Genomic DNA, 24559 nt, shown 5'->3' with positions numbered 1-24559 from the left:
GGATGACCGCACAGGTGACCTCTGGTACTGCGGCCTGTCCGGGCTGCATTGCAAGCCCGGCAGAGCCCGCCCGCCCCATACCACAGGATGTGCAGATTGCCTTGTCGTTGCCGGGTATCCATTGCTCGGCTTGTATCTCCAAGGTCGAACGTGAATTGAACGCACATCCCGGTGTCGAGGACGCGCGGGTCAATCTGACGTTAAAGCGTGCCATGATCAAAGCGGCGCCTGATCTGCGGGCCGCCGATCTGATCCCTGTGCTGGAAAATGCAGGGTATGAGGCGCACGAACTGGACCCCGGTGCCCTGTCCGCCACGCAAACAGACAAGGCTGGGCGTGATTTGTTGATGCGGCTGGCCGTGGCCGGGTTTGCTTCGATGAATGTGATGCTGCTGTCGGTTTCGGTCTGGTCGGGTGCATCGGACGCCACGCGCGACATGTTTCATTGGATTTCGGCGGCCATTGCACTGCCCGCGATTGCATTTTCCGCCCAGCCCTTTTTTGTCAACGCCTGGAGCGCCCTGCGAGTGAGGCGCCTGAACATGGATGTGCCGATTGTTCTGGCGATCGTGTTGGCCTTGGTCACGTCGTTGTGGGAAACCGCGCTTAGCGGAAAGCATGCTTACTTCGATGCGGCCCTGACGCTGACGTTCTTTTTGTTGGCAGGTCGGTATCTGGACTATCGCACACGTGCCGCGGCCCGGTCTGCAGCCGAAGAACTGACAGCGCTTGAGGTCCCGCGCGCCACTCGGCTGGTGGATGGCGTCGAAGAGGAGGTCTCGGTTGCCTCGCTTGGAGTTGGTGATCTTGTCCTTGTCCGCCCCGGTGGCCGTATGCCGGTGGATGGTGAAATCGTCTCGGGTCAGTCAGAGCTTGACCGCTCGTTGCTAACCGGGGAAACGCTGCCCGTGTTTGCCCAGGCGGGTCTGAACGTGAGCGCGGGCGAGGTCAATCTGACCGGCCCTCTGACCATTCGGGCGACTGCGGTGGGCGAGGATACCTCGCTGCACCGTATGGCTGATCTGGTTGCAATCGCTGAATCTGGGCGGTCGCGTTATACCTCGCTGGCGGATAAGGCGGCCAAGCTTTACGCACCCGGCGTTCACATCCTGTCGGCGCTGAGCTTCGTGGGCTGGTATCTTTATTCCGGCGATATTCGCACTGCCTTGAACATCGCTGCTGCGGTGCTGATTATTACATGCCCTTGTGCGCTTGGTTTGGCGGTACCTGCGGTGACGACTGCCGCGTCAGGCCGTCTGTTCCGCAAGGGGATGCTGATCAAACATGCCACTGCTCTGGAGCGTCTGGCCGAGGTCGATACGGTTGTGTTCGACAAGACCGGCACGCTGACGTCGGGCACCCCTGAATTGACCAATTTGGGCGATCGCGCGCGTTCTGATCTTGAGATTGCCCTGGCACTGGCCGAGGCATCGTCACACCCGTTGTCGGTTTCGCTGGCCAAGTCGGCGCGGGATGCCGGTATCACGCCTGCGAGCGTTAAGGATAGGGTGGAGGTGCCGGGTTTTGGCACCGAGGGCCTCTTCCGCGGTCAGCGGGTGCGTCTGGGCCGGGCTGAATGGGCCGGCGCGCAGGAGGGCGATCAAACAGCGGCGTGGTTGTCGGTAGCCGGGCGTACGCCAGTCGCCTTTTTGTTCTCAGACAGCCTGCGCGCCGGTGCGGCGGAGGCTGTTGAGGCGTTCCGGGAGGCTGGCAAAGATGTCATTCTCATCTCCGGCGACACGCAGGGCGCTGTTCAAGCGCTGGCCGGGAAACTGGGGATCGAAAACTGGATCGCGCAGGCGCTGCCGCAGGATAAGGCCGCCCGAGTGCAGGACCTGAGCAATCAGGGTCGCCGTGTTCTGATGGTTGGCGATGGGTTGAACGACACTGCTGCGCTGGCGGCGGCGCATGTGTCGATCTCTCCGGCTTCGGCACTTGATGCAGCGCGGGTGGCGTCGGATATCGTGTTGCTGGGCAACAACCTGTCCCCGATCGCCGATGCCTGCGACACTGCCTTAAAAGCGACAAAGCGGATTCGTGAGAACTTTCGCATTGCCACTGTATATAATATCATTGCCGTGCCGTTAGCCGTGGTCGGTTTGGCCACACCGCTGATTGCGGCTCTGGCGATGTCGACTTCGTCCATCACCGTGTCTCTGAATGCCCTGCGTCTGAGGTAGTTGATATGGAAGTTCTGGCTTATCTGATACCGATTTCCCTGTTTTTAGGCGGGGTTGGCCTTGTGGCTTTTGTCTACACGGTCCGCTCGAACCAGTATGATGATCCCGAAGGCGACGCGCAGCGTATCCTCAGCGATGAATGGGACGATAAGCCCAAGCCCTGACGACCCTTGAAATCGCCGCAATGCCCGGCTATGTCCAGCGCATCCGCTAGCAGAGAGAACCAAGCCAAATGGCCACCATGAATCCGATCCAGTTCATACAGCAAGTCCGTGCCGAAGTTGCAAAGGTCGTCTGGCCGACCCGGCGTGAGGTGCTGCTGACCACGGTCATGGTGTTCATCATGGCGGCGCTGACGGCCGTATTCTTTGCGCTGGTTGATCTGGGCATTCGTGGCGGGCTGCAATTGATCCTTGGCATATTCGGCTAGGACCGTTCGGGCGCAGCGGAAACGCCACTGCCCCCTTGCACAGCCAGCAATGTCAGAGTAGGTGACGGTACTATTCGGAATAGGCGTGCGGAGATTCGGGCTGCGCGCCGCTTTTTATTCCGGGTGACGTGATAGAATTTCAATGACGGTGCTTACGGCGATACCAACGCACCGAAGGCAAACAAGGACGACAGGTTCATGGCGAAACGGTGGTATTCGGTCAGCGTTCTTTCGAATTTCGAAAAGAAGATCGCAGAGCAAATCCGCACGTCCGTGGCCGAGCAGGGCCTTGAGGACGACATCGACGAAGTTCTGGTGCCCACCGAAGAGGTGATCGAAGTGCGCCGCGGCAAAAAGGTTACGACCGAACGCCGCTTTATGCCCGGTTACGTACTGGTGCATATGGAAATGTCGGATCAGGGCTATCACCTGATCAACTCGATCAATCGCGTCACCGGCTTTCTTGGTCCGCAAGGGCGTCCGATGCCGATGCGCGATGCTGAGGTAAACCAAATCCTGAACCGCGTTCAGGAAGGTGAAGAAGCACCCAAGCTGATGATCACCTTCGAAATCGGTGAAAAGGTCAAGGTCAATGACGGCCCGTTCGAGGATTTCGACGGCATGGTCGAAGGCGTGGACGACGAGAACCAGAAGCTGAAGGTTTCTGTTTCAATCTTCGGCCGCGAAACCCCGGTTGAGCTGGACTTTACCCAGGTTACCAAGCAGACCTAACGGGTTATTGCACCCGCAGGACGTAAGTTCGCCAGCGGGTGCGGATATGCTTCGGTTTACTGCGCCGCTGTCATTGCTGTTCGCAAAAGTTGCGGGCGATCGGCTTGGGACGGCAAGAAGACAGCTTCTGACCCGGCGTCCAGTGCAGACAGGCTTGCATCATACCACTGCATCGCAAGATCACGGCGCTCCTGAACGCCAAATCCTTCCCGCAAATGGTGTCCAATCAGCTCGCCATAGGCGGGTTCGCCCATTGCGACCAACATCAAAGCAGAGCCAACTGCGGTATCCATGTTGTCCTGACGGTAGCCCATTGCAAGACAGACCTTACTTGTCGCTGCGAGATCTTCGGGGCTGAGTCCCGAGTCCAACGCCAGCTTGCGCATCTGTGTTTCCGCCTCGGTTTTTGTGTTCAGAGACAGCGAAACAACCTGCGGTTCCAGCATTTCGCCGAATGAGTCGCACTGGGTTGCTATCTGGTCCGGTGTCAGCCCTTGAATGTCCTGCATCAGATCTTCACCGCGTGCCATCGCATAGCTTCTGGCAAGGCAGAATTGTTCGCTAAGTGCGAAATCGGGATCTGACATATTTGCCAGCGTCGTATAGCCGCCGTTGGTCGACGTTTGCAGCATTACTGCGCTGCAACGATTGGCGAGGGAAGGACGCGCTGTGCCGCCAGAGAAGAGGGTTGGCAGAGAAGCGGACGTTGTCTCGCCTGCATCCGGCACTGGTTCAGGCTCTTGCGATGTTGCAACCGGAGCAGCCTCAGCCTGAGGTTGAGGTGCCGCCGCAAGGGCAGAACCGCTAAGCTGTTGTTGGCGATACGCCATCAAAAGTGGCTGGCCCGCGAGTTGAGTTGTTGCCTGTCCACCGTTTGTGGCCCAGTAATACGCCTGCATCAGAAAGTCGTACTGATACGGCTGAAAGTCATATCCGTTAATGGGATAACCCATCGACGCCTGATAGCGTTCGATGGCGGCTCGGGTCCCACTTCCGACCTGGCCATCGACCCGTCCGGCATTATAGCCGAAATAGTTGAGGGCCGTCTGAGTCTGAGCTCCTTGTGTGGTCGACGGAATGCTGGGCCGGTAGGTCCGAGTTGTTCTTTGAGTTTTTTTCTTCTGTTGGTCCTTGCCAATCGCATAACCAACAACGCCACCCACAACAGCGCCGCCGAGGAAGTCACCGGCGTCGGCCCGCGCGGTCTGAGGGGCGGTGACAGCGAAGGACAGCGCGATGCCAAGAGTTGTTATTAAACGCAGAATCATAACTTACCTCCAATACAAAGGCCTTAATCTGACAAGTATAGCACATTCGCAGCGCAACGCGGACATGCACATTTCAGCTGGCGAAACACGCCATTTGCAAGTTATGACACTCTGAGCCTGCAAAAAGCTCTTGGTTATCGGGAAAAGCCAGACGCGGCTTGGCTCCACTGGCTACTTGCCAACCTCTTTGTTCACATGTAAACGCCGCTTCTATCGTCTTCGGGCGAGATTCTCTCGTGGGAGATTGCTGGGATCGCGATCCCGGATCGGACCACGCAACATAAACCGGGTGGGACGCGTCCTGCCTACGTTGAAAGGAAAACCAAATGGCCAAGAAGCTTGCTGGTACAATGAAGCTGCAGGTTCCTGCAGGTCAGGCGAACCCGTCACCGCCAGTTGGTCCGGCGCTGGGTCAGCGCGGCATCAACATCATGGAATTCTGCAAGGCGTTCAACGCCAAGACCGCAGACATGGAGCAAGGCGCTCCGTGCCCGACCGTGATCACCTATTATCAGGACAAGTCCTTCACCATGGACATCAAGACGCCGCCCGCGTCTTATTACCTGAAAAAAGCCGCTGGTCTGAAGCCGGTCGGCAAGCGTAACCGTCCCCGTGGCGCGGAAAACCCAGGTCGTGAGACCGTGGCAACCGTGACCTCGAAGCAGGTGCGCGAGATCGCCGAAGCCAAAATGAAAGATCTGAACGCCAACGACGTCGAAGGCGCAATGCAGATCATCCTGGGCTCGGCCCGCTCCATGGGCATCGAGGTGAAGTAAGATGGCAAAACTCGGTAAACGTACCCGCGCTGCGCGCGAAGCTGTCGCCGGCAAGGAAAACCTGTCGGTTGAAGAAGCTGTTGCCCTGGTCAAAGGCAACGCAACCTCGAAATTTGACGAGACCATCGAAATCGCGATGAACCTGGGCGTTGACACCCGTCACGCAGACCAGATGGTGCGCGGCGTTGTCGGTCTGCCGAACGGCACCGGCAAAGCGATGCGTGTTGCTGTTTTCGCACGTGGCCCCAAGGCGGACGAAGCAAAAGAAGCCGGTGCAGATATCGTTGGTGCAGAAGATCTGATGGAAACCATTCAGGGCGGCACCATCGACTTCGATCGCTGCATTGCCACCCCTGACATGATGCCGATCGTTGGTCGTCTGGGTAAGGTTCTGGGCCCCCGCAACCTGATGCCGAACCCCAAAGTTGGCACTGTGACCATGGACGTGAAAGCGGCCGTCGAAGCAGCCAAGGGCGGCGAAGTTCAGTTCAAGGCGGAAAAAGGCGGCGTTGTGCATGCCGGCGTCGGCAAAGCGTCCTTCGACGAAGCCAAGCTGGTCGAAAACGTCCGTGCGTTTGTCTCGGCAGTTGCCAAGGCCAAGCCGTCAGGCGCCAAAGGCACCTACATGAAGAAAATCGCACTCAGCTCGACCATGGGTCCGGGTGTGACATTGGACGTCGCTGCTGCTGCAGGCGAATAAGCGGCGACCACGCGCTGAAAACTACAACCCGGGGTGCTGACGCAGCCCGGGTTTTTGCATTTCGAAAACCCGTCAGTAATAGGCGCGCAACACGCTGGCCTCACGTGCACTGATCGTTTTCGCGGCTGTGTGCCGGAAGGCATCGCTCATACTGTTCATCGACGGGAAAAGAGCGAGGATTTCAGCCCTTTGCGGAGATGACAGAGCCTGGTCTGCAGTGTCCCCAAAAAAATAGCTTTCGGTCAGCGCACCGTTCGACCGGACAATGTGGTGCTTGTCGAACATGAAATGCGTATAAGTGATGCGCTCCGTCTCACGAATGGAAATACCCGGAATACCGCACAGGTGCTTTGCGGCGACGAAAACTTCGGATGAACCGAAAAGCATGTCGGTTGCAGGGGACTGAATCAGGATGCGGTGTTGTTGCGACACCACCAGTTTTTTGCTGTTCCCGATGATGCCGGTTTCAATGACGACCGGTGCAAATGGGCCGAAACCGTGAACCTCGGTTGATCCGATCCACACGATCGGCTGCAGTCCGCTGTCACGCGTCCAGACGCGCTGACCTTTTCTGAGGTTTTGCACCTCAACTGCGCCATGTTCCGTTTCGATCAGTGTTCCGGGTCCAAAGCAGGTAACGAAGCTAGAGTACGCGGATGACCCGTCATTCGAGCCGCCAACCTTGATGTAAGACGTGCCGGAATCCAAAGGCGCAGATGTGCTGTATCCCCAAACATCCTGTGTGACTCCGTTCTTGGAAAACACATAGATGTCGATCTCGGGTCCAGTAGGGTTTCCGTCTCCATCCAGTGCACGCACCCGAATTATGGATTCGGATTCGACTTGTGTGCCATTCGCGACAATCCCACCGCCATCCGTGATGACGTGGCGGGACTCCAGATCATCATTAAAGACATTTCGGCCACCTCTTGTGTCATTCAATGTCACGGTGGTTCCTGTCCCGGCCGAATAAGAAAACACGGTGCCGTTTGGTGTGTCTGAATTGTTTATGATCGGATTGTTGACAATGCTTCCGTTGGGGCTCGATGTTACGATCAGACTCTCGTTGTCCTGGGCGAAAAAGCTGCGAAGTGCCATCTGTGGCAAATTACCTTCTATATAACGGATATTTTTGGATTTTTTATTTGACAACCATAGATCGGTTTTAGGCGCAACTAGAAATACAAATGCGGTTTGGCGTCAGTACTGGGCTTATATCTTTGTGCTGCTCAGGCAGAGCCATCCCAAGGGTCAATCCGTGCTGAACGCCGCCCTTAGCCGAAGATGCAGCCGATGTTTTTTCCGATCTTCGAAAGGGCTGCATGTAAAATCCGTTTGCCAAAGACGCAGCCAGTCTTTCAAAAGCCGGCCACGCAGGCAGCACTCGAGGATCTCAGGGTCTATCGGGTGTCGGTATTGACGAAAGAACATGTCCTTGTTCTTGCGCAGCATCCCGCTTCGGTCGATCTCGGATGTGGGGCCGTCCCGAAAGATATCGGCTTTCAGCAAGTCAACGATATCGTAGACGGCCAGCTTGTCGCGCGCTTCTGTGAAATCAAGGCCAATGGCTGTGCCCGAACCCATGATCAGGTTGTCGCCGTGAAAATCTCCGTGAGAGAATACGCGAATGTCCGGTCGGTTCTTAAGCCGCTTTGCCTGCAACAAGAACGCGTCGATCATTGGCTTGCTGGCTTCGGCAATATGCAAGGGCAGCGCGGTAGACAGGTCATTGATGCTGTCTGTCATCCATCGTGGACGAAAGGCATATTCGGTTGGTGCCTGAAAGCTGTGTAGGGTATTCAGCCAGGACCCAGCGCGCCGATACACCTGGGCCACCTGGTCATCGTTCGGGCTGTTGTAGATGTAGTCCACAGCTGTTGGCCGGTCGATGAATTCCGTGACCATAAACGCGCCATGCGGGGCTAAATAGACCGGACGTACGACCCGATTGGTTTCGTTACCCTTGAAGTGGTCCGAAAGCCGGGTCAGGACGTCGAATTCTTTGCTCAGCCGCCCCGTCTCGGGCGAGAGGGTGTCAATCTTCAAGGCAAAGGGCCGCCCCGATTTTTCGATTTTCCAAACCAGCCGGGAAGCTGGGAAAGCGTGCGATCGGTAGATGCAGGTAACGTCCTTTACCGAGCTCTTGAGTTGCGCCCGTGCGAATTCCTCGGCATAGGTGCTGGCCATGTCGTATTCATCAAGGGTTGGCGTCGGCATGGTCTGGTGGTTCAGCGTTTCAAAAACAGGTTGCGGAAACTGCAGCGCCAAACAGACAGGACGGGCTTTGACATGTCAATCACGCGATCCTGAAAGGATTTCGTGCGAAATTGCCCGCACGGTGCAAAGGGTCAATTTACCCCTTGGAAACACCTGTCATCTGCCCTAAAGAGAGTTACGAGATAAAGCGTGCGATTCGTCGTGCGCTTTATTTCGTTTCGTCCAAGACGGTGGGTGGGTCCAACCGGCCCCTTAATTCCCTGCCTGAGACGGGTAAGACCAAAGAATTCTGGGGGTCCAACCCTCGGGCGTGTTTTGGCCAATCCCGTAACAACGGACCTGAACGCCGGGGCGTGAGCCGCGGCAAATATGAGCCGGGGTGAGGTATCGCCCCTAACTTGGAGAGAACTGTGGATAGAGCCCAGAAAGAGAAAGTGGTCGAGGAACTCGGCCAAATCTTCGAAAGCTCTGGCGTCGTAGTGGTTGCTCACTACGCCGGTCTGACAGTTGCCGAGATGCAGGACCTTCGCGCACGTGCTCGTGACGCGGGTGGCTCCGTGCGTGTTGCCAAGAACAGGCTCGCCAAAATCGCCCTTGAGGGTAAGCCGTGTGAAAGCATGGCCGACCTGCTGACAGGGATGACCGTTCTGACCTATTCCGAGGACCCTGTGGCAGCAGCCAAGGTGGCCGAGGACTTCGCCAAGGATAACAAGAATTTTGAAATCCTCGGCGGTGCAATGGGCGAGAACGCTCTGGACCGCAAAGGCGTCGAAACAGTTTCGAAAATGCCGTCCCGTGAAGAGCTTATTGCTTCGATCGTTGGCTGCATTGGCGCACCTGCTTCGAACATCGCCGGCGCGATTGGCGCACCTGCAAGCAATATCGCAAGCATCCTTTCCACCATCGAAGAGAAGGCGGAAGCTGCGTAAGCGGTTGGCACTGAATGATCTGCGTGGGGCATATGCCCTGACGTTGGAACACACACTGTAAACGGAAAGAGCTGATAAAATGGCTGATCTGAAAGCACTCGCAGAAAGCATCGTGGGTCTGACCCTGCTGGAAGCACAAGAACTGAAAACCATCCTCAAAGACGAATACGGTATTGAGCCCGCAGCTGGCGGCGCCGTAATGGTCGCAGGTGCAGCTGGCGATGCCGGTGGCGCAGCCGAGGAAGAGAAAACCGAATTCGACGTCGTTCTGAAGAACGCCGGCGCTTCGAAAATCAACGTCATCAAAGAAGTTCGCGGCATCACCGGCCTGGGTCTGAAAGAAGCCAAGGAACTGGTCGAAGCTGGCGGCAAGATCAAAGAAGCTGTGTCGAAAGACGAAGCCGAAGAGATCAAAGGCAAGCTGGAAGCAGCTGGTGCCGAGGTCGAACTGGCCTAAATCTGTCCAGTGGCGCATCCCTGATGCGTCGGAAATTTGGCTGGGTCCGGAGAAATCCGGGTCCAGCCGAACCTGTCTTAGAAAGGGCCTCACAAGCTGGGGCGTTTTCTAAGACGCGGTTCGCGGGTCGGGAGGCTGCCTTCGGGACGGTGGCCATGAATTGATCCGGACGTGTCGTCTCGAATGTGCAAGGCGCCGGGGCCCGACGGCGTCTTTGCCCGCTGAGAACATCGAAAGGTGACATCTGACATGGCTCAAACGTTCCTTGGCCAGAAACGTCTTCGTAAATATTACGGCAAAATCCGTGAAGTGCTGGAAATGCCGAACCTCATTGAGGTCCAGAAATCTTCTTATGATCTTTTCCTGCGCTCTGGCGATGCGGATCAGCCGACCGACGGCGAAGGCATCATGGGCGTGTTTCAGTCGGTTTTCCCGATCAAGGACTTCAACGAAACCTCTGTTCTGGAGTTCGTGAAATACGATCTGGAAAAACCCAAATACGACGTTGAAGAATGCATGCAGCGCGACATGACCTACAGCGCGCCGCTGAAGGTCACTTTGCGCCTGATCGTTTTTGATGTTGATGAGGACACTGGTGCCAAATCCGTTAAAGACATCAAGGAACAGGACGTGTTCATGGGCGACATGCCCCTGATGACGCCCAATGGTACGTTCATCGTGAACGGAACCGAGCGCGTGATCGTGTCTCAGATGCATCGTTCGCCCGGTGTGTTCTTTGACCATGACAAAGGCAAGACCCATTCTTCGGGCAAGTTGCTGTTTGCCTGCCGCATCATCCCGTATCGCGGCAGCTGGCTGGACTTTGAGTTTGACGCCAAGGACATTGTCTACGCACGTATCGACCGCCGCCGCAAGCTGCCTGTGACAACCCTGCTTTATGCGCTGGGTCTGGATCAGGAAGCGATCATGGATGCCTACTACAACACCGTTTCCTACAAGCTTGACAAGAAAAAGGGCTGGATCACGCCGTTCTTCCCCGAGCGTGTGCGCGGTACGCGCCCAACCTATGATCTTGTTGATGCGAAATCCGGCGAAGTGATTGCCGAAGCGGGTAAGAAAGTTACGCCGCGCGCGGTTAAAAAGCTGATCGACGAAGGCACTGTCACTGACCTGTTGGTTCCGTTCGACAACATTGTCGGCAAGTTCGTTGCCAAGGACATCATCAACGAAGAAAACGGCGCGATTTATGTCGAAGCCGGTGACGAACTGACCCTGGAATACGACAAGGACGGCGAGCTGATCGGCGGCACTGTGAAAGAGCTCATGGATGCGGGCATCACCGACATCCCGGTTCTGGACATCGACAATGTCAATGTCGGCCCCTACATGCGCAACACCATGGCGCAGGACAAGAACATGGGCCGCGAAAGCGCGCTGATGGACATCTACCGCGTCATGCGTCCGGGTGAACCGCCCACAGTCGAGGCTGCGTCGGCTCTGTTCGATACCTTGTTCTTCGACAGCGAGCGTTACGACCTGTCCGCCGTCGGCCGCGTGAAGATGAACATGCGCCTGGCTCTGGACGCGCCGGACACCTTGCGCACGCTGCGCCGCGAAGACATCGTGGCCTGCATTAAGGCGCTGGTTGAGCTGCGTGACGGCAAAGGCGACGTGGACGATATCGACCACCTCGGCAACCGTCGTGTGCGTTCGGTCGGCGAGTTGATGGAGAACCAGTACCGCGTTGGCCTGCTGCGCATGGAGCGCGCGATCAAAGAGCGTATGTCGTCGGTCGAGATTGACACCGTCATGCCGCAGGACCTGATCAACGCGAAACCGGCTGCGGCCGCTGTCCGCGAATTCTTCGGCTCGTCGCAGCTGTCGCAGTTCATGGACCAGACCAACCCGTTGTCGGAAGTCACCCACAAACGCCGCCTCTCGGCGCTTGGCCCCGGTGGTCTGACGCGTGAGCGTGCTGGCTTTGAGGTCCGCGACGTGCACCCGACCCACTATGGCCGGATGTGCCCGATTGAAACGCCGGAAGGTCCGAACATCGGTCTGATCAACTCGCTGGCCACCTTTGCCCGCGTGAACAAGTATGGCTTCATCGAAACACCGTACCGCGTTGTCAAAGACGCCGAGGTGACCGATGAGGTTCACTACATGTCCGCGACCGAGGAAATGCGTCACACCGTGGCGCAGGCGAACGCGACGCTGGATGAAAACGGCAAGTTCATCAACGATCTGGTTTCGACCCGTCAGGCCGGTGACTACACTCTGGCTCCGCGTGAGAATGTGGACCTGATCGACGTGTCACCTAAACAGCTGGTCTCGGTCGCTGCATCGCTGATCCCGTTCCTTGAAAATGACGACGCTAACCGCGCTCTCATGGGTTCGAACATGCAACGTCAGGCGGTTCCGCTGCTGCGCGCCGAAGCGCCGCTGGTGGGTACCGGGATCGAGGAAAAGGTTGCGATCGACTCGGGCGCTGCGATTCAGGCGAAACGCGCAGGCATCATCGACCAGGTCGATGCCCAGCGTATCGTTATCCGCGCTACCGAAGATCTGGAACTGGGCGACGCTGGCGTTGACATCTACCGCCTGCGCAAGTTCCAGCGTTCGAACCAGAACACCTGCATCAACCAGCGTCCGCTGATCAAGGTGGGTGACACCGTCCAGAAGGGCGAGGTCATTGCCGACGGTCCGTCGACCGATATGGGTGAACTGGCCCTTGGTAAGAACGTGGTTGTCGCGTTCATGCCGTGGAACGGTTACAACTACGAAGACTCGATCCTGATCTCGGAACGTATCGCGCGTGATGACGTCTTTACCTCGGTCCATATCGAGGAGTTTGAAGTCGCCGCCCGTGACACCAAGCTGGGCCCGGAAGAGATCACCCGCGACATCCCGAATGTCGGTGAAGAAGCGCTGCGCAACCTCGACGAGGCGGGCATCGTTTACATCGGTGCGGATGTTGAGCCGGGCGATATCTTGGTTGGCAAGATTACTCCGAAGGGCGAAAGCCCGATGACCCCGGAAGAAAAGCTGCTGCGCGCCATCTTTGGCGAAAAAGCATCTGACGTGCGCGACACCTCGCTGCGCGTGAAGCCGGGCGATTACGGTACGGTCGTCGAGGTCCGCGTCTTCAACCGGCACGGGGTCGAAAAAGACGAGCGTGCGTTGCAGATCGAGCGTGAGGAAGTCGAACGTCTGGCCCGTGACCGGGACGACGAGCTGGCGATCCTTGACCGCAACATCTATGCGCGTCTGCAAAGCCTGATCCTTGGTAAAACCGCTGTCAAAGGCCCGAAAGGCGTCAAGGCGGGGTCAGTGATCACCGAGGAGTTGCTTGACACCCTGACACGCGGTCAGTGGTGGCAGCTGGCGCTGGAAGGTGAGCAGGACGCACAGATCGTCGAGGCTCTGAACGAGCAGTACGAAGTGCAAAAGCGTGCTCTGGACGCTCGTTTCGAGGACAAGGTCGAGAAGGTTCGTCGTGGCGACGACCTGCCGCCGGGAGTGATGAAGATGGTCAAAGTCTTCATCGCCGTGAAGCGCAAGCTGCAGCCGGGCGACAAGATGGCCGGTCGTCACGGGAACAAAGGTGTGATTTCCAAGGTTGTTCCGATGGAAGACATGCCGTTCCTGGCCGATGGTACTCCGGTTGACTTCTGTCTGAACCCGCTGGGTGTGCCGTCGCGTATGAACGTGGGTCAGATCCTTGAAACCCACATGGGTTGGGCCGCGCGCGGTCTGGGTCTGAACATCGACGACGCTCTGGGTGAATATCGCCGGTCTGGCGACCTGACCCCGGTGCGCGAAGCGATGAAGCTGGCCTATGGCGAAGATGTCTACGAAGAAGGCATCACCGGCATGGACGAGGATGGCCTGATCGAGGCTGCGGGCAACGTGACCCGCGGTGTTCCGATCGCAACCCCGGTCTTCGACGGTGCCAAAGAGGCGGACGTCAACGACGCGCTGGTGCGTGCGGGCTTCTCGGAAAGCGGTCAGTCGGTTTTGTTCGACGGTCGTACCGGTGAGCAATTTGCACGCCCGGTGACCGTGGGTATCAAGTACCTGCTGAAACTGCACCACCTTGTGGACGACAAAATCCACGCGCGGTCTACCGGGCCGTACAGCCTGGTTACCCAGCAGCCGCTGGGTGGTAAGGCGCAGTTCGGTGGTCAGCGCTTTGGTGAGATGGAGGTCTGGGCCTTAGAAGCTTACGGCGCCGCCTACACCCTGCAGGAGATGCTCACCGTGAAATCGGATGACGTCGCCGGCCGGACCAAGGTCTATGAGTCGATCGTCAAGGGCGAGGATAACTTTGAAGCGGGCGTACCGGAATCGTTCAACGTTCTGGTGAAAGAAGTCCGTGGCCTTGGCCTGAATATGGAACTCCTGGATGCGGAGGAAGAGTAGGGGCGGCAACGCCCCAAACTCATCCCATCCCAATTTGTAAGGACGCAAAATGAACCAGGAAATCACCAACAACCCGTTCAACCCGCTGACGCCCCCGAAGGTTTTCGACGAGATCAAGGTCTCGTTGGCGTCGCCCGAGCGGATTCTGTCTTGGTCCTATGGCGAGATCAAGAAACCCGAAACCATCAACTACCGGACGTTCAAGCCCGAGCGTGACGGTCTGTTCTGCGCGCGTATCTTTGGCCCGATCAAAGATTACGAATGTCTGTGCGGCAAATATAAGCGGATGAAGTATCGCGGCGTTGTCTGCGAGAAATGCGGTGTGGAAGTCACCCTGCAGAAAGTCCGCCGCGAGCGTATGGGCCACATCGAACTGGCCGCGCCCGTTGCGCATATCTGGTTCCTGAAATCGCTGCCGTCCCGCATCGGTCTGATGCTGGACATGACGCTGCGCGATCTGGAACGCGTTCTGTACTTTGAAAACTATGTCGTTATCGAGCCGGGTCTGACCGACCTGACCTACGGCCAGATGCTGACTGAAGAAGAGTACATGGACGCTCAGGATGCTTACGGCATGGACGCGTTCACCGCGAATATCGGTGCCGAAGCCATCCGTGAGATGCTGGCCCAGATCGATCTGGAAGCCGAAGCCGAACAGCTGCGCGCTGATCTGGCCGAGGCAACCGGCGAGCTGAAGCCCAAGAAGATCATCAAGCGTCTGAAGGTTGTTGAATCCTTCCTCGAGTCGGGCAACCGACCCGAGTGGATGGTCATGACCGTGATCCCGGTCATTCCGCCGGAACTGCGTCCGCTGGTACCGCTGGATGGTGGCCGTTTTGCGACCTCGGATCTGAACGATCTGTATCGCCGCGTCATCAACCGGAACAACCGTCTGAAGCGTCTGATCGAGCTGCGCGCACCTGACATCATCGTCCGCAACGAAAAGCGAATGCTGCAGGAATCCGTGGATGCTCTGTTCGATAACGGCCGTCGTGGCCGCGTGATCACCGGGGCCAACAAGCGTCCGCTGAAATCGCTGTCGGACATGCTGAAAGGTAAGCAGGGTCGCTTCCGTCAGAACCTTCTTGGTAAGCGCGTTGACTTCTCGGGCCGTTCGGTCATCGTGACCGGTCCAGAACTCAAGCTGCACCAGTGTGGTCTGCCCAAGAAGATGGCGCTGGAGCTGTTCAAGCCGTTCATCTACTCGCGTCTTGAGGCCAAGGGTCTGTCTTCGACCGTGAAGCAGGCGAAGAAACTGGTCGAGAAAGAGCGTCCCGAAGTTTGGGATATCCTCGATGAGGTGATCCGCGAACACCCTGTCATGCTGAACCGTGCGCCCACGCTGCACCGTCTTGGCATTCAGGCGTTCGAGCCGGTTCTGATCGAAGGTAAAGCCATCCAGCTGCACCCGCTGGTCTGTTCGGCTTTTAACGCCGACTTCGACGGGGACCAGATGGCTGTTCACGTCCCTCTGAGCCTTGAGGCCCAGCTGGAAGCGCGTGTTCTGATGATGTCGACGAACAACGTTCTGTCGCCTGCAAACGGCGCACCGATTATTGTTCCGTCGCAGGACATGATCTTGGGTCTCTACTATGTGACCTTAGAACGCGAAGGCATGCCGGGCGAAGGCAAAGTCTTTGGGTCGATCGAAGAAGTTCAGCACGCGCTGGACGCGGGTGAGGTGCATCTGCACTCGAAAATCACTGCGCGGATCACGCAGATCGACGACGAAGGCAACGAAGTTCAGAAGCGCTATGAAACCACTCCGGGCCGTCTGCGTCTGGGTGCCTTGCTGCCGATGAACAACAAAGCGCCGTTCGAGCTGGTCAACCGCTTACTGCGGAAGAAAGAAGTGCAGCAGGTGATCGACACCGTCTACCGCTATTGCGGTCAGAAAGAGTCGGTCATCTTCTGCGACCAGATCATGTCGATGGGCTTCAAGGAAGCGTTTAAGGCGGGGATTTCGTTCGGTAAGGACGACATGGTCATTCCGAACGACAAGTGGGGCATCGTTGATGACACTCGCAACCAGGTGAAAGACTTTGAACAGCAGTACATGGACGGCCTGATCACTCAGGGTGAAAAGTATAACAAAGTTGTCGATGCCTGGTCGAAGTGTAACGACCGCGTGACCGAGGCGATGATGAGCACCATCTCGGACGTTGCCAAGGCCGAAGATGGGTCGGACATGGAACCGAACTCGGTCTACATGATGGCCCACTCGGGTGCGCGTGGCTCGGTCACTCAGATGAAACAGCTGGGCGGTATGCGCGGTCTGATGGCCAAGCCGAACGGTGACATCATTGAGACGCCGATCATCTCGAACTTCAAGGAAGGTCTGACCGTTCTTGAATACTTCAACTCGACCCACGGTGCCCGTAAGGGTCTGTCGGATACCGCTCTGAAGACGGCGAACTCGGGGTACCTGACCCGTCGTCTGGTGGACGTGGCACAAGACTGTATCGTTCGTGAGATCGATTGCGGCACCGATCGTGCAATCACGGCCGAAGCTGCGGTCAATGATGGTGAAGTCGTCGCCTCGTTGGCAGAACGTGTGCTGGGCCGTGTGGCCGCTGATGACATCCTGCGTCCGGGCACGGATGAGGTGATCGTCGCTGCTGGTCAGCTGATTGATGAGCGCATGGCCGACACCATTGATGAAGCTGGTGTTCAGTCGGCCCGCATCCGTTCGCCTCTGACCTGTGAGTCCGAGGAAGGCGTCTGCGCGATGTGCTATGGTCGTGACCTGGCACGCGGCACCATGGTGAATACGGGTGAGGCTGTCGGCATCATCGCCGCCCAGTCCATTGGTGAACCCGGTACGCAGCTGACGATGCGGACCTTCCACATCGGTGGTGTTGCACAAGGTGGTCAGCAGTCGTTCCAGGAAGCCAGCCAGGCCGGTGTCGTTTCGTTCGAGAACCCGCAGATTCTGGCCAATGCCGCAGGTGAAAGCCTTGTCATGGGTCGGAACATGAAGCTGGTGATCAAAGACGAACATGGCGAAGAGCGTGCCAGCCACAAGCTGGGCTACGGCTCGAAGCTGTTCGTCAAGGACGGCACCAAGGTAGCCCGTGGCGACAAGCTGTTCGAGTGGGACCCCTACACTCTGCCGATTATCGCCGAAAAAGCTGGTACTGCTAAGTACGTTGACCTTGTTTCGGGCCTTGCTGTCCGTGATGAGACCGACGAAGCAACCGGCATGACGCAGAAGATCGTGGTTGACTGGCGCGCCGCCCCCAAAGGCAGCGACCTGAAGCCCGAGATCATTCTGGTCGGTGAAGATGGTGAACCGGTCCGCAATGACGCGGGCAACCCGGTCCACTATCCGATGTCGGTGGATGCGATCCTGTCGGTCGAAGACGGCCAGAAGATCGAAGCTGGTGACGTTGTTGCGCGTATCCCGCGTGAAGGCGCCAAGACCAAGGACATCACCGGTGGTCTGCCGCGTGTGGCCGAACTGTTCGAAGCGCGTCGTCCGAAAGATCACGCAATCATCGCAGAAGCCGATGGTTACGTGCGCTTTGGCCGCGACTACAAGAACAAGCGCCGCATCAGCATCGAACCGGCTGACGAGTCTATGGAGACCATCGAATACATGGTACCCAAGGGCAAGCACATCCCGGTCGCCGAAGGGGACTTCATCCAGAAGGGTGAATACCTGATGGACGGTAACCCGGCTCCGCATGACATCCTGTCTATCATGGGTGTCGAAGCGCTGGCGGATTACATGATTGACGAGGTGCAGGATGTTTATCGCTTGCAGGGTGTGAAGATCAACGACAAGCACATCGAGGTCATCGTGCGCCAGATGCTGCAGAAGTGGGAGATCCTGGATTCAGGCGACACCACCCTGCTGAAAGGCGAGCATGTCGATAAGCAAGAGTTCGACGCTGCCAACGAGAAGACCATCGCGCGCGGTGGTCGTCCGGCACAGGGCGAGCCGATCCTGCTGGGGATCACCAAAGCCTCGCTGCAGACGCGTTCGTTCATCTCGGCGGCCTCGTTCCAGGAAACCACCCGCGTGCTGACCGAAGCGTCGGTACAGGGCAAAAAGGACAAACTGGTCGGCCTGAAAGAGAACGTCATCGTTGGTCGTCTGATCCCCGCCGGTACCGGTGGCGCGACACAGGCCGTGCGTCAGGTTGCGCAGTCCCGCGACAACGTCGTGATCGAAGCCCGCCGGGAAGAGGCAGAAGCCGCTGCTGCCCTGGCCGCCCCGACCATTGATGACGACATGGTTGGTGACGAGTTGGACGATCTGGTGGAAACCCCGGAAAGCCGCGAGTAACCTCCGATCGGAAGCAAAAAGAAAGGCCCTGCGTACCCGCGGGGCCTTTTTGCGTGCGGGCTCTGAAATTATCAGAAGTGTGTAGCCTTCCAGGATTTGTGACCGGGTGCGCGAAAAACCCTCTTGATCTCAACCTACCTTGAGATTCGATAGTGACGCGGAGCATACGGATTGAGCTGTACCGTTCAGCTTGCACCGTAGTGTGACGCCGCCAGCTTCTGCGGACGGTTGTGCAATTTGCTCACAATGACAATTGCAGCCCGGAGCTTGCGCATGCACGTCCTGACCGTCCTAGACCATCCTAACCCCGCCTCGTTCAGTTCTGCCGTAGCCCGGCATTTCATGGATGGCGCCACGGCGGCGGGGCATACTGTCGAGCTTGCAGACCTGCATGCGGAAGGTTTCGACCCGCGCTGGTCGATGGCCGACATTGAGCCGGACGGTCACATGTCCGCACCGCCGGACGTGGTTGCGGAGCAGGACAGGATTGCCCGGGCGGACGCAATCTGTCTTGTGTTTCCATTGTATTGGTGGGGCATGCCCGCGATGACCAAAGGGTGGGTTGACCGCGTTTGGAACTGGGGGTGGGCCTATGATCAGTTGGACGATCCCGAAAGATCGCTTCAACGGCCCCGATCCGGTGTTCTGTTGATCCCGGCTGGCGCGCGTTCAGATGAGATTGAGGGCGAAGGATACCTGGCTGCCATGGAAACGGTCTGGATGAAGGGAACATTCGGCTATTTCGGTTGTTCGCCCCGAAAGCTCGAACTGCTGTGTGGTGCGACGGGGTCCGAAAAACGGCGGCAGGCGCTTCTGGAAAAAAGTTACCGGGCGGGTGTGGACCTGCAACCTCCGCGACAGGTTCGGCAGGGAGGAAAAAGTATAACGGTGCCTGGTTGACATCCTTACGGAGGGCGGGGCCAATGTCGCAAGAAATGCAGACCGGACCAGACCAAGATGACGCCAAATGTTAAGGGTGCTTTGCTGATGATGGGCAGCATGGCCGCATTTACCATCAATGATACACTCGTCAAGGCGGCAGGTGCAGAAGTGCCCTTATTCCAGATGGTTGCAATGCGCGGCGTGTTGGCGACGATCCTCGTTTACCTTCTGGCGCGTTATCTGGGGGCGCTGCATCTGAATTTTCCGCGTCATGACAAATGGCTGGTTGCCGCGCGGTGCCTGGCCGAGCTTTCGGCCACGTACTTCTTTCTGACCGCATTGCTTCACATGCCGTTGGCGAATGTCACTGCGGTTTTACAGGCCTTACCATTGACCGTGACACTGGGTGCCGTGCTGCTGTTTCACGAACAGATCGGGTGGCGCCGTGTCGTTGCGATTGCCTTGGGATTCGTCGGCATGCTGACGATCGTCAGGCCCGGACCGGACGGGTTCAGCATCTACGCGATTTACGCATTGATCGCGGTGGCATCGGTGACGGCGCGCGACCTGATCACACGGCGAATGTCGTCTCACGTGCCCTCGCTCGCGGTCACATTGGCGACCACCTTGACGATCACCTTGGCGGCGACCCTTGCTTCGTTTGGGACAGGTTGGCAGCCGGTTCCGGCTGGGGCTGGGATTATGATTGCATGCGCCGCTGTGTTCGTGCTGGCGGGATATCTGTTCAGCGTCATGGTCATGCGTGCGGGCGATGTTGGTTTTGTTGCCCCATTCCGGTATTCCAGCCTGATCTGGGCCTTGGCGCTGGGGTGGCTGGTCTTCGGAGACTGGCCGGACACGCTTACGATGTTTGGGGCAACTCTGGTCGTTGGGGCAGGGCTATTCACCTTTTTCCGCGAACGCCAGTCCTATGCAAAAGAATGAGCCCGCCGTACCGCCTTTTGGTCAATGGCAAAACGCGCGATGAACTCGCCTTCTTGTTCAGGGCTTAGGGCAGGCAGATCTTTGGTGCTGTTTCGCGCGCCCCAGGAATCGTTGGACTCGTTCAGAGTGCGCACCCACATGGGCGCGTCCGGGTAGCTGACGACAGGCATGAAGCGACTGATGCGGTGATGTGTGAAGCTGATGATCGTCTGTTTGCTTCCACCAGAGACATACATGCCCATTCCGACGCCAAGCAATGATTTGAAGGTTTCTTCTGCCCTGATCCCGTTCGCATCCATCCGGGCAACGAAGCCTTTGTTGAAATCTATGCCAACCGTACGATTTTTGACCATAAGCGGTTTGCAGTCCTCGACCGCTTCGCGCAGGCGTTCCACGAAATCGACGGAAACGGCGTCGTCGTCGTCATGGCGAAACTGCAGGCAGGGTTGGGCCGGGTCGGTACGGGCTGCATTCAGAATGTCTTTCATGATGTGCCGGTGCGATTTGTCGGTTTCGGCCGATTTCTGAAGTATCCTGATCTGCTTGATGTCGGCTGTCAGGTCGTTCAGCCGCTCAAACGCTGATCTGGGAAGGCAATTACCGACGACTACCAGAAGTTGGAAGTCCTCATCCGTGTGTTCCCGAAAGCAGGGCAGGGTGGAGGTTTCGAAAAGCCGGAACCTCTCTTCCAGTCGCTTGGGGTTGTACAGATGCCGGCGCCGGTCTTTGAGTGTTTCATGTTCGATCTGAAAACTGCCCAAGGCGGGGAAGGAAAAACGGCAAAGGCCTAGTACTTGCATGGTGCATCCATCATCAGAATTCTGGCCCGACTATGCCGGGCGACGTCCTTGCCCGCAACGCAGGACAGGGCTGGATGTCCGTCCCGGACCCAAGTAAACGCACGATTCCCGGCCAGATTGGCGCAAGCGGGCTTGTGCTGTTGACACTTGCGCCGACTCCCCCTATTACGCGCGTCATCTCGGTACCGGGGGCCGCCCCATAACCGATTTCAGTAATGAACTGGTCAAGACCCGGGCAATTTTGTCGTTCGCGTCCTCTGATAACCAACCGCGACGTTCACCTCGGAATGGGAACGCTCGCGGGTTTTGCGCTTGTGGACGCATGAGTGCAGCGAATTTAACCGCACGCAACGCGCGTGCATGTCATGTGTGTTGCAAAACGGGGAAGAAACCGGAATGCCAACTATTCAACAGCTGATCCGCAAGCCGCGGCAGCCGAAAGTAAAACGCTCGAAGTCCATGCACCTGGAGCAGTGCCCGCAGAAACGCGGCGTCTGCACACGTGTTTATACAACCACGCCGAAAAAGCCGAACTCGGCTATGCGTAAGGTTGCCAAGGTACGCCTGACCAACGGGTACGAGGTCATCTCGTATATCCCCGGTGAAAGCCACAACCTGCAGGAACACTCGGTTGTTCTGATCCGTGGCGGCCGTGTAAAAGACCTTCCCGGTGTGCGTTACCACATCCTGCGCGGTGTTCTGGATACTCAGGGCGTCAAAGACCGTAAGCAGCGTCGTTCGAAATACGGCGCGAAGCGTCCCAAGTAAGAAGGAGAGGCTGATATGTCACGTCGTCACGCCGCCGAAAAACGCGAAGTCCTGCCTGACGCCAAGTTTGGCGATAAGGTTCTGACCAAATTCATGAACAACCTGATGATCGACGGCAAGAAGTCGGTCGCAGAGCGCATCGTTTACAACGCGTTTGACCGTGTTGAGAACAAAATCAAGCGCGCACCTGTCGAAGTGTTCCACGAAGCGCTCGACAACATCAAACCGTCGGTCGAGGTTCGCTCGCGGCGGGTTGGTGGTGCAACCTATCAGGTTCCGGTCGAAGTGCGCCCCGAGCGCCGCGAAGCACTGGCCATCCGCTGGCTGATCACTGCTGCGCGCGGCCGCAACGAAAACACAATGGAAGAGCGCCTTGCCGGTGAGCTGCTGGACGCTGTTCAGTCCCGCGGTACCGCCGTTAAAAAGCGCGAAGACACCCACAAGATGGCCGAGGCGAACAAAGCCTTCAGCCATTACCGTTGGTAATCCCAGAGGTTTAGACACATGTCACGCGAATATCCTCTCGAACTATACCGAAACTTCGGTATCATGGCGCATATCGACGCAGGTAAGACCACCTGTTCGGAACGTATCCTGTTTTACACTGGTAAATCCCACAACATCGGTGAGGTGCACGATGGTGCAGCCACCATGGACTGGATGGAGCAGGAGCAGGAACGCGGTATCACCATCACCTCGGCTGCGACCACCACCTTCTGGGAGCGCACCGAGGACGGTCAAACCGCCGATACGCCCAAGCACCGCCTGAACATCATCGACACCCCCGGCCACGTTGACTTCACCATCGAAGTCGAGCGCTCGCTGGCCGTTCTCGACGGTGCCGTCTGCGTTCTGGACGCAAACGCCGGTGTTGAGCCCCAGACCGAAACCGTGTGGCGTCAGGCTGACCGCTACAAGGTTCCGCGTATGGTCTTCGTCAACAAGATGGACAAGATCGGCGCTGATTTCTTCAACTGCGTTCGCATGATCGAAGACCGCACTGGCGCACGCGCTGTTCCGGTTGGCATCCCGATTGGTGCTGAATCCGAGCTGGAAGGTCTGATCGACCTCGTCACCATGGAAGAATGGCTGTGGCAGGGTGAGGATCTGGGCGCAAGCTGGATCAAAGCGCCGATCCGTGACAGCCTGAAGGACATGGCTGACGAGTGGCGCGGCAAGATGGTCGAAGCGGCCGTCGAGCAAGACGACGACGCCATGATGGAATACCTGGAAGGCAACGAGCCCGACGTCGCAACCCTGCGCAAACTGCTGCGCAAGGGAACCCTTGCGCTGGACTTCGTTCCTGTTTTGGGTGGTTCGGCGTTTAAGAACAAAGGCGTTCAGCCACTGTTGAATGCCGTGATCGACTATCTGCCCAGCCCGCTGGACGTTGTTGATTACATGGGCTTCAAACCCGGTGACGAAGAAGAAGTTCGTGACATTGCGCGTCGCGCCGACGACAACATGGCCTTCTCGGGCCTTGCGTTCAAAATCATGAACGACCCCTTCGTTGGTTCGCTGACGTTCACGCGCATCTACTCGGGCGTCATGAAGAAGGGCGACTCGATCCTGAACTCGACCAAAGGCAAGAAAGAGCGCATCGGTCGTATGATGATGATGCACTCGAACAACCGGGAAGAGATCGAAGAAGCGTTTGCAGGCGACATCATCGCGCTGGCGGGTCTGAAAGACACCACCACCGGTGACACTCTGTGTGACGCGAAGGACCCGGTGGTTCTTGAAACCATGACCTTCCCCGATCCGGTGATCGAGATCGCGGTTGAGCCCAAAACCAAGGGTGACCAGGAGAAGATGTCTCAGGGTCTGGCCCGTCTGGCCGCCGAAGACCCGTCTTTCCGCGTGGAAACTGACCTGGAATCGGGTCAGACCATCATGAAGGGCATGGGCGAACTCCACCTGGACATCCTGGTGGACCGTCTGAAGCGCGAGTTCAAGGTTGAGGCGAATATCGGTGCCCCCCAGGTGGCCTATCGCGAAACCATCTCGATGCCGGTTGAACACACCTACACCCACAAGAAACAGTCGGGTGGTTCGGGTCAGTTCGCCGAAGTCAAGCTGGAGATCCAGCCAACCGAGCCGGGCGAAGGCTATTCGTTCGAAAGCCGCATCGTTGGTGGTGCTGTTCCGAAGGAATACATCCCCGGTGTTGAAAAAGGCATCAACTCGGTCATGGATAGCGGCCCGCTGGCTGGTTTCCCGGTGATCGACTTCAAGGTTGCCCTGCTGGACGGTAAGTTCCACGACGTTGACTCGAGCGTTCTGGCGTTCGAAATCGCATCGCGGATGTGTATGCGTGAAGGCATGCGCAAAGCTGGCGCGAAACTGCTGGAACCGATCATGAAGGTCGAAGTGATCACCCCGGAAGAATATACCGGTGGTATCATCGGCGACCTGACCTCGCGTCGTGGCCAGGTGTCTGGCCAGGAACCGCGCGGCAACGCCATCGCGATCGACGCGTTTGTTCCGCTGGCGAACATGTTCGGCTACATCAACACCCTGCGTTCGATGTCGTCGGGCCGCGCCCAGTTCACCATGCAGTTCGACCACTACGATCCGGTTCCGCAGAACATCTCGGACGAGATTCAGGCGAAATACGCATAAGCGAAGATTTGAGGGAGCGCGGTTCACGGGCTCCCTTCATTACCGAAAAAGGAGGCCATCATGGCAAAGGAAAAGTTTGAGCGTACAAAACCGCACGTCAACATCGGCACGATTGGCCACGTTGACCACGGCAAGACGACGCTGACCGCAGCAATCACCAAGTATTTCGGCGACTTCAA

At 57.6% G+C, this 24559-nt stretch carries 20 protein-coding genes; 16 read left to right on the top strand and 4 right to left on the bottom strand.

Translation table 11 applies throughout. The features are described 5' to 3' along the window. The first annotated feature begins 2 nt into the window (after positions 1-2). The 4 genes from LCM21_RS12580 (at position 3) to nusG (ending at position 3342) form a co-directional block, all read left to right on the top strand. Positions 3-2180, top strand: coding sequence for a heavy metal translocating P-type ATPase (locus LCM21_RS12580; protein ID WP_224890913.1), 2178 nt, complete (start codon positions 3-5; stop codon positions 2178-2180). 5 nt (positions 2181-2185) lie between these two features. Further along, positions 2186-2344: a cbb3-type cytochrome oxidase assembly protein CcoS gene (gene ccoS / locus LCM21_RS12575; RefSeq protein WP_068337263.1), complete on the top strand. Its 159-nt coding sequence runs from the start codon at positions 2186-2188 to the stop codon at positions 2342-2344. 68 nt (positions 2345-2412) lie between these two features. Further along, a complete protein-coding gene (gene secE / locus LCM21_RS12570) occupies positions 2413-2610 on the top strand; it encodes a preprotein translocase subunit SecE (RefSeq protein ID WP_068337265.1) in 198 nt (65 codons plus the stop codon). 198 nt (positions 2611-2808) lie between these two features. Continuing rightward, positions 2809-3342 carry a transcription termination/antitermination protein NusG gene (nusG, locus tag LCM21_RS12565; RefSeq protein ID WP_068337267.1) on the top strand — a complete coding sequence of 178 codons (534 nt, stop codon included), beginning with the start codon at positions 2809-2811 and terminating at the stop codon, positions 3340-3342. A gap of 56 nt (positions 3343-3398) precedes the next feature. Here the strand turns inward: nusG and LCM21_RS12560 are convergent, their stop codons facing one another. Further along, positions 3399-4610 (bottom strand): peptidoglycan-binding domain-containing protein, encoded by a 1212-nt coding sequence (locus tag LCM21_RS12560; protein ID WP_224890912.1) that lies wholly within the window; start codon positions 4608-4610, stop codon positions 3399-3401. Between the two features lie 326 nt (positions 4611-4936). Here LCM21_RS12560 and rplK point away from each other — a divergent pair, with 326 nt between their 5' ends. Further along, positions 4937-5386: a 50S ribosomal protein L11 gene (gene rplK / locus LCM21_RS12555; RefSeq protein WP_037314971.1), complete on the top strand. Its 450-nt coding sequence runs from the start codon at positions 4937-4939 to the stop codon at positions 5384-5386. 1 nt (position 5387) lies between these two features. Further along, complete coding sequence (rplA, locus tag LCM21_RS12550; protein ID WP_068337271.1) at positions 5388-6086, top strand: 50S ribosomal protein L1; 699 nt, start codon at positions 5388-5390, stop codon at positions 6084-6086. A 72-nt stretch (positions 6087-6158) separates the two neighbouring features. On the opposite strand, the gene LCM21_RS12545 is transcribed toward rplA, so the two are convergent. Both LCM21_RS12545 and LCM21_RS12540 read right to left on the bottom strand, forming a co-directional pair. Then, positions 6159-7184 carry a Hint domain-containing protein gene (locus LCM21_RS12545; RefSeq protein ID WP_224890911.1) on the bottom strand — a complete coding sequence of 342 codons (1026 nt, stop codon included), beginning with the start codon at positions 7182-7184 and terminating at the stop codon, positions 6159-6161. Positions 7185-7337: 153 nt separating this feature from the next. Next, positions 7338-8303, bottom strand: coding sequence for an aminoglycoside phosphotransferase family protein (locus LCM21_RS12540; RefSeq protein WP_224890910.1), 966 nt, complete (start codon positions 8301-8303; stop codon positions 7338-7340). 410 nt (positions 8304-8713) lie between these two features. Between LCM21_RS12540 and rplJ the strand changes: the two genes are divergently transcribed. The 6 genes from rplJ to LCM21_RS12510 all read left to right on the top strand — a co-directional run bounded on the left by rplJ (position 8714) and on the right by LCM21_RS12510 (position 20190). Continuing rightward, positions 8714-9232, top strand: coding sequence for a 50S ribosomal protein L10 (gene rplJ, locus LCM21_RS12535; RefSeq protein WP_170387618.1), 519 nt, complete (start codon positions 8714-8716; stop codon positions 9230-9232). A gap of 79 nt (positions 9233-9311) precedes the next feature. Then, a complete protein-coding gene (gene rplL / locus LCM21_RS12530; protein ID WP_224890909.1) occupies positions 9312-9689 on the top strand; it encodes a 50S ribosomal protein L7/L12 in 378 nt (125 codons plus the stop codon). Between the two features lie 249 nt (positions 9690-9938). Beyond that, complete coding sequence (gene rpoB / locus LCM21_RS12525) at positions 9939-14072, top strand: DNA-directed RNA polymerase subunit beta (RefSeq protein ID WP_224890908.1); 4134 nt, start codon at positions 9939-9941, stop codon at positions 14070-14072. A gap of 49 nt (positions 14073-14121) precedes the next feature. Further along, on the top strand, positions 14122-18363 hold the full coding sequence (rpoC, locus tag LCM21_RS12520; RefSeq protein WP_224890907.1) for a DNA-directed RNA polymerase subunit beta': 4242 nt from the start codon (positions 14122-14124) through the stop codon (positions 18361-18363). 273 nt (positions 18364-18636) lie between these two features. Beyond that, a complete protein-coding gene (locus LCM21_RS12515; protein ID WP_224890906.1) occupies positions 18637-19263 on the top strand; it encodes an NAD(P)H-dependent oxidoreductase in 627 nt (208 codons plus the stop codon). Positions 19264-19320: 57 nt separating this feature from the next. Beyond that, positions 19321-20190 (top strand): DMT family transporter, encoded by an 870-nt coding sequence (locus tag LCM21_RS12510; protein WP_224890905.1) that lies wholly within the window; start codon positions 19321-19323, stop codon positions 20188-20190. On the opposite strand, the gene LCM21_RS12505 is transcribed toward LCM21_RS12510, so the two are convergent. After that, positions 20175-20990 (bottom strand): putative rhamnosyl transferase, encoded by an 816-nt coding sequence (locus LCM21_RS12505; protein WP_224890904.1) that lies wholly within the window; start codon positions 20988-20990, stop codon positions 20175-20177. The genes LCM21_RS12510 and LCM21_RS12505 overlap by 16 nt on opposite strands. A gap of 396 nt (positions 20991-21386) precedes the next feature. Between LCM21_RS12505 and rpsL the strand changes: the two genes are divergently transcribed. The 4 genes from rpsL to LCM21_RS12485 all read left to right on the top strand — a co-directional run. Then, positions 21387-21758 carry a 30S ribosomal protein S12 gene (gene rpsL, locus LCM21_RS12500; protein WP_005980675.1) on the top strand — a complete coding sequence of 124 codons (372 nt, stop codon included), beginning with the start codon at positions 21387-21389 and terminating at the stop codon, positions 21756-21758. A 15-nt stretch (positions 21759-21773) separates the two neighbouring features. Continuing rightward, positions 21774-22244 carry a 30S ribosomal protein S7 gene (gene rpsG, locus LCM21_RS12495; protein WP_039529242.1) on the top strand — a complete coding sequence of 157 codons (471 nt, stop codon included), beginning with the start codon at positions 21774-21776 and terminating at the stop codon, positions 22242-22244. A gap of 18 nt (positions 22245-22262) precedes the next feature. After that, complete coding sequence (fusA, locus tag LCM21_RS12490; protein WP_068337291.1) at positions 22263-24380, top strand: elongation factor G; 2118 nt, start codon at positions 22263-22265, stop codon at positions 24378-24380. 60 nt (positions 24381-24440) lie between these two features. Beyond that, positions 24441-24559, top strand: a 119-nt coding sequence (locus tag LCM21_RS12485; RefSeq protein WP_222457858.1) for a GTP-binding protein, incomplete at its 3' end; no start/stop codon positions are given.

Source organism: Ruegeria profundi, assembly GCF_020171505.1.
GTDB lineage: Bacteria > Pseudomonadota > Alphaproteobacteria > Rhodobacterales > Rhodobacteraceae > Ruegeria > Ruegeria profundi.
The sequence above is the reverse complement of the archived record's forward strand: the minus strand, read 5'-3'. Positions and strand labels throughout refer to the sequence as shown.

Bases quoted from the DNA above. Each gene is read 5' to 3' on its own strand.
- LCM21_RS12580 (WP_224890913.1), top strand. From the start codon at position 3: ATGACCGCACAGGTGACCTCTGGTACTGCGGCCTGTCCGGGCTGCATT.
- ccoS (WP_068337263.1), top strand. From the start codon at position 2,186: ATGGAAGTTCTGGCTTATCTGATACCGATTTCCCTGTTTTTAGGCGGG.
- secE (WP_068337265.1), top strand. From the start codon at position 2,413: ATGGCCACCATGAATCCGATCCAGTTCATACAGCAAGTCCGTGCCGAA.
- nusG (WP_068337267.1), top strand. From the start codon at position 2,809: ATGGCGAAACGGTGGTATTCGGTCAGCGTTCTTTCGAATTTCGAAAAG.
- LCM21_RS12560 (WP_224890912.1), bottom strand. From the start codon at position 4,610: ATGATTCTGCGTTTAATAACAACTCTTGGCATCGCGCTGTCCTTCGCT.
- rplK (WP_037314971.1), top strand. From the start codon at position 4,937: ATGGCCAAGAAGCTTGCTGGTACAATGAAGCTGCAGGTTCCTGCAGGT.
- rplA (WP_068337271.1), top strand. From the start codon at position 5,388: ATGGCAAAACTCGGTAAACGTACCCGCGCTGCGCGCGAAGCTGTCGCC.
- LCM21_RS12545 (WP_224890911.1), bottom strand. From the start codon at position 7,184: ATGGCACTTCGCAGCTTTTTCGCCCAGGACAACGAGAGTCTGATCGTA.
- LCM21_RS12540 (WP_224890910.1), bottom strand. From the start codon at position 8,303: ATGCCGACGCCAACCCTTGATGAATACGACATGGCCAGCACCTATGCC.
- rplL (WP_224890909.1), top strand. From the start codon at position 9,312: ATGGCTGATCTGAAAGCACTCGCAGAAAGCATCGTGGGTCTGACCCTG.
- rpoB (WP_224890908.1), top strand. From the start codon at position 9,939: ATGGCTCAAACGTTCCTTGGCCAGAAACGTCTTCGTAAATATTACGGC.
- rpoC (WP_224890907.1), top strand. From the start codon at position 14,122: ATGAACCAGGAAATCACCAACAACCCGTTCAACCCGCTGACGCCCCCG.
- LCM21_RS12515 (WP_224890906.1), top strand. From the start codon at position 18,637: ATGCACGTCCTGACCGTCCTAGACCATCCTAACCCCGCCTCGTTCAGT.
- LCM21_RS12510 (WP_224890905.1), top strand. From the start codon at position 19,321: ATGACGCCAAATGTTAAGGGTGCTTTGCTGATGATGGGCAGCATGGCC.
- LCM21_RS12505 (WP_224890904.1), bottom strand. From the start codon at position 20,990: ATGCAAGTACTAGGCCTTTGCCGTTTTTCCTTCCCCGCCTTGGGCAGT.
- rpsL (WP_005980675.1), top strand. From the start codon at position 21,387: ATGCCAACTATTCAACAGCTGATCCGCAAGCCGCGGCAGCCGAAAGTA.
- rpsG (WP_039529242.1), top strand. From the start codon at position 21,774: ATGTCACGTCGTCACGCCGCCGAAAAACGCGAAGTCCTGCCTGACGCC.
- fusA (WP_068337291.1), top strand. From the start codon at position 22,263: ATGTCACGCGAATATCCTCTCGAACTATACCGAAACTTCGGTATCATG.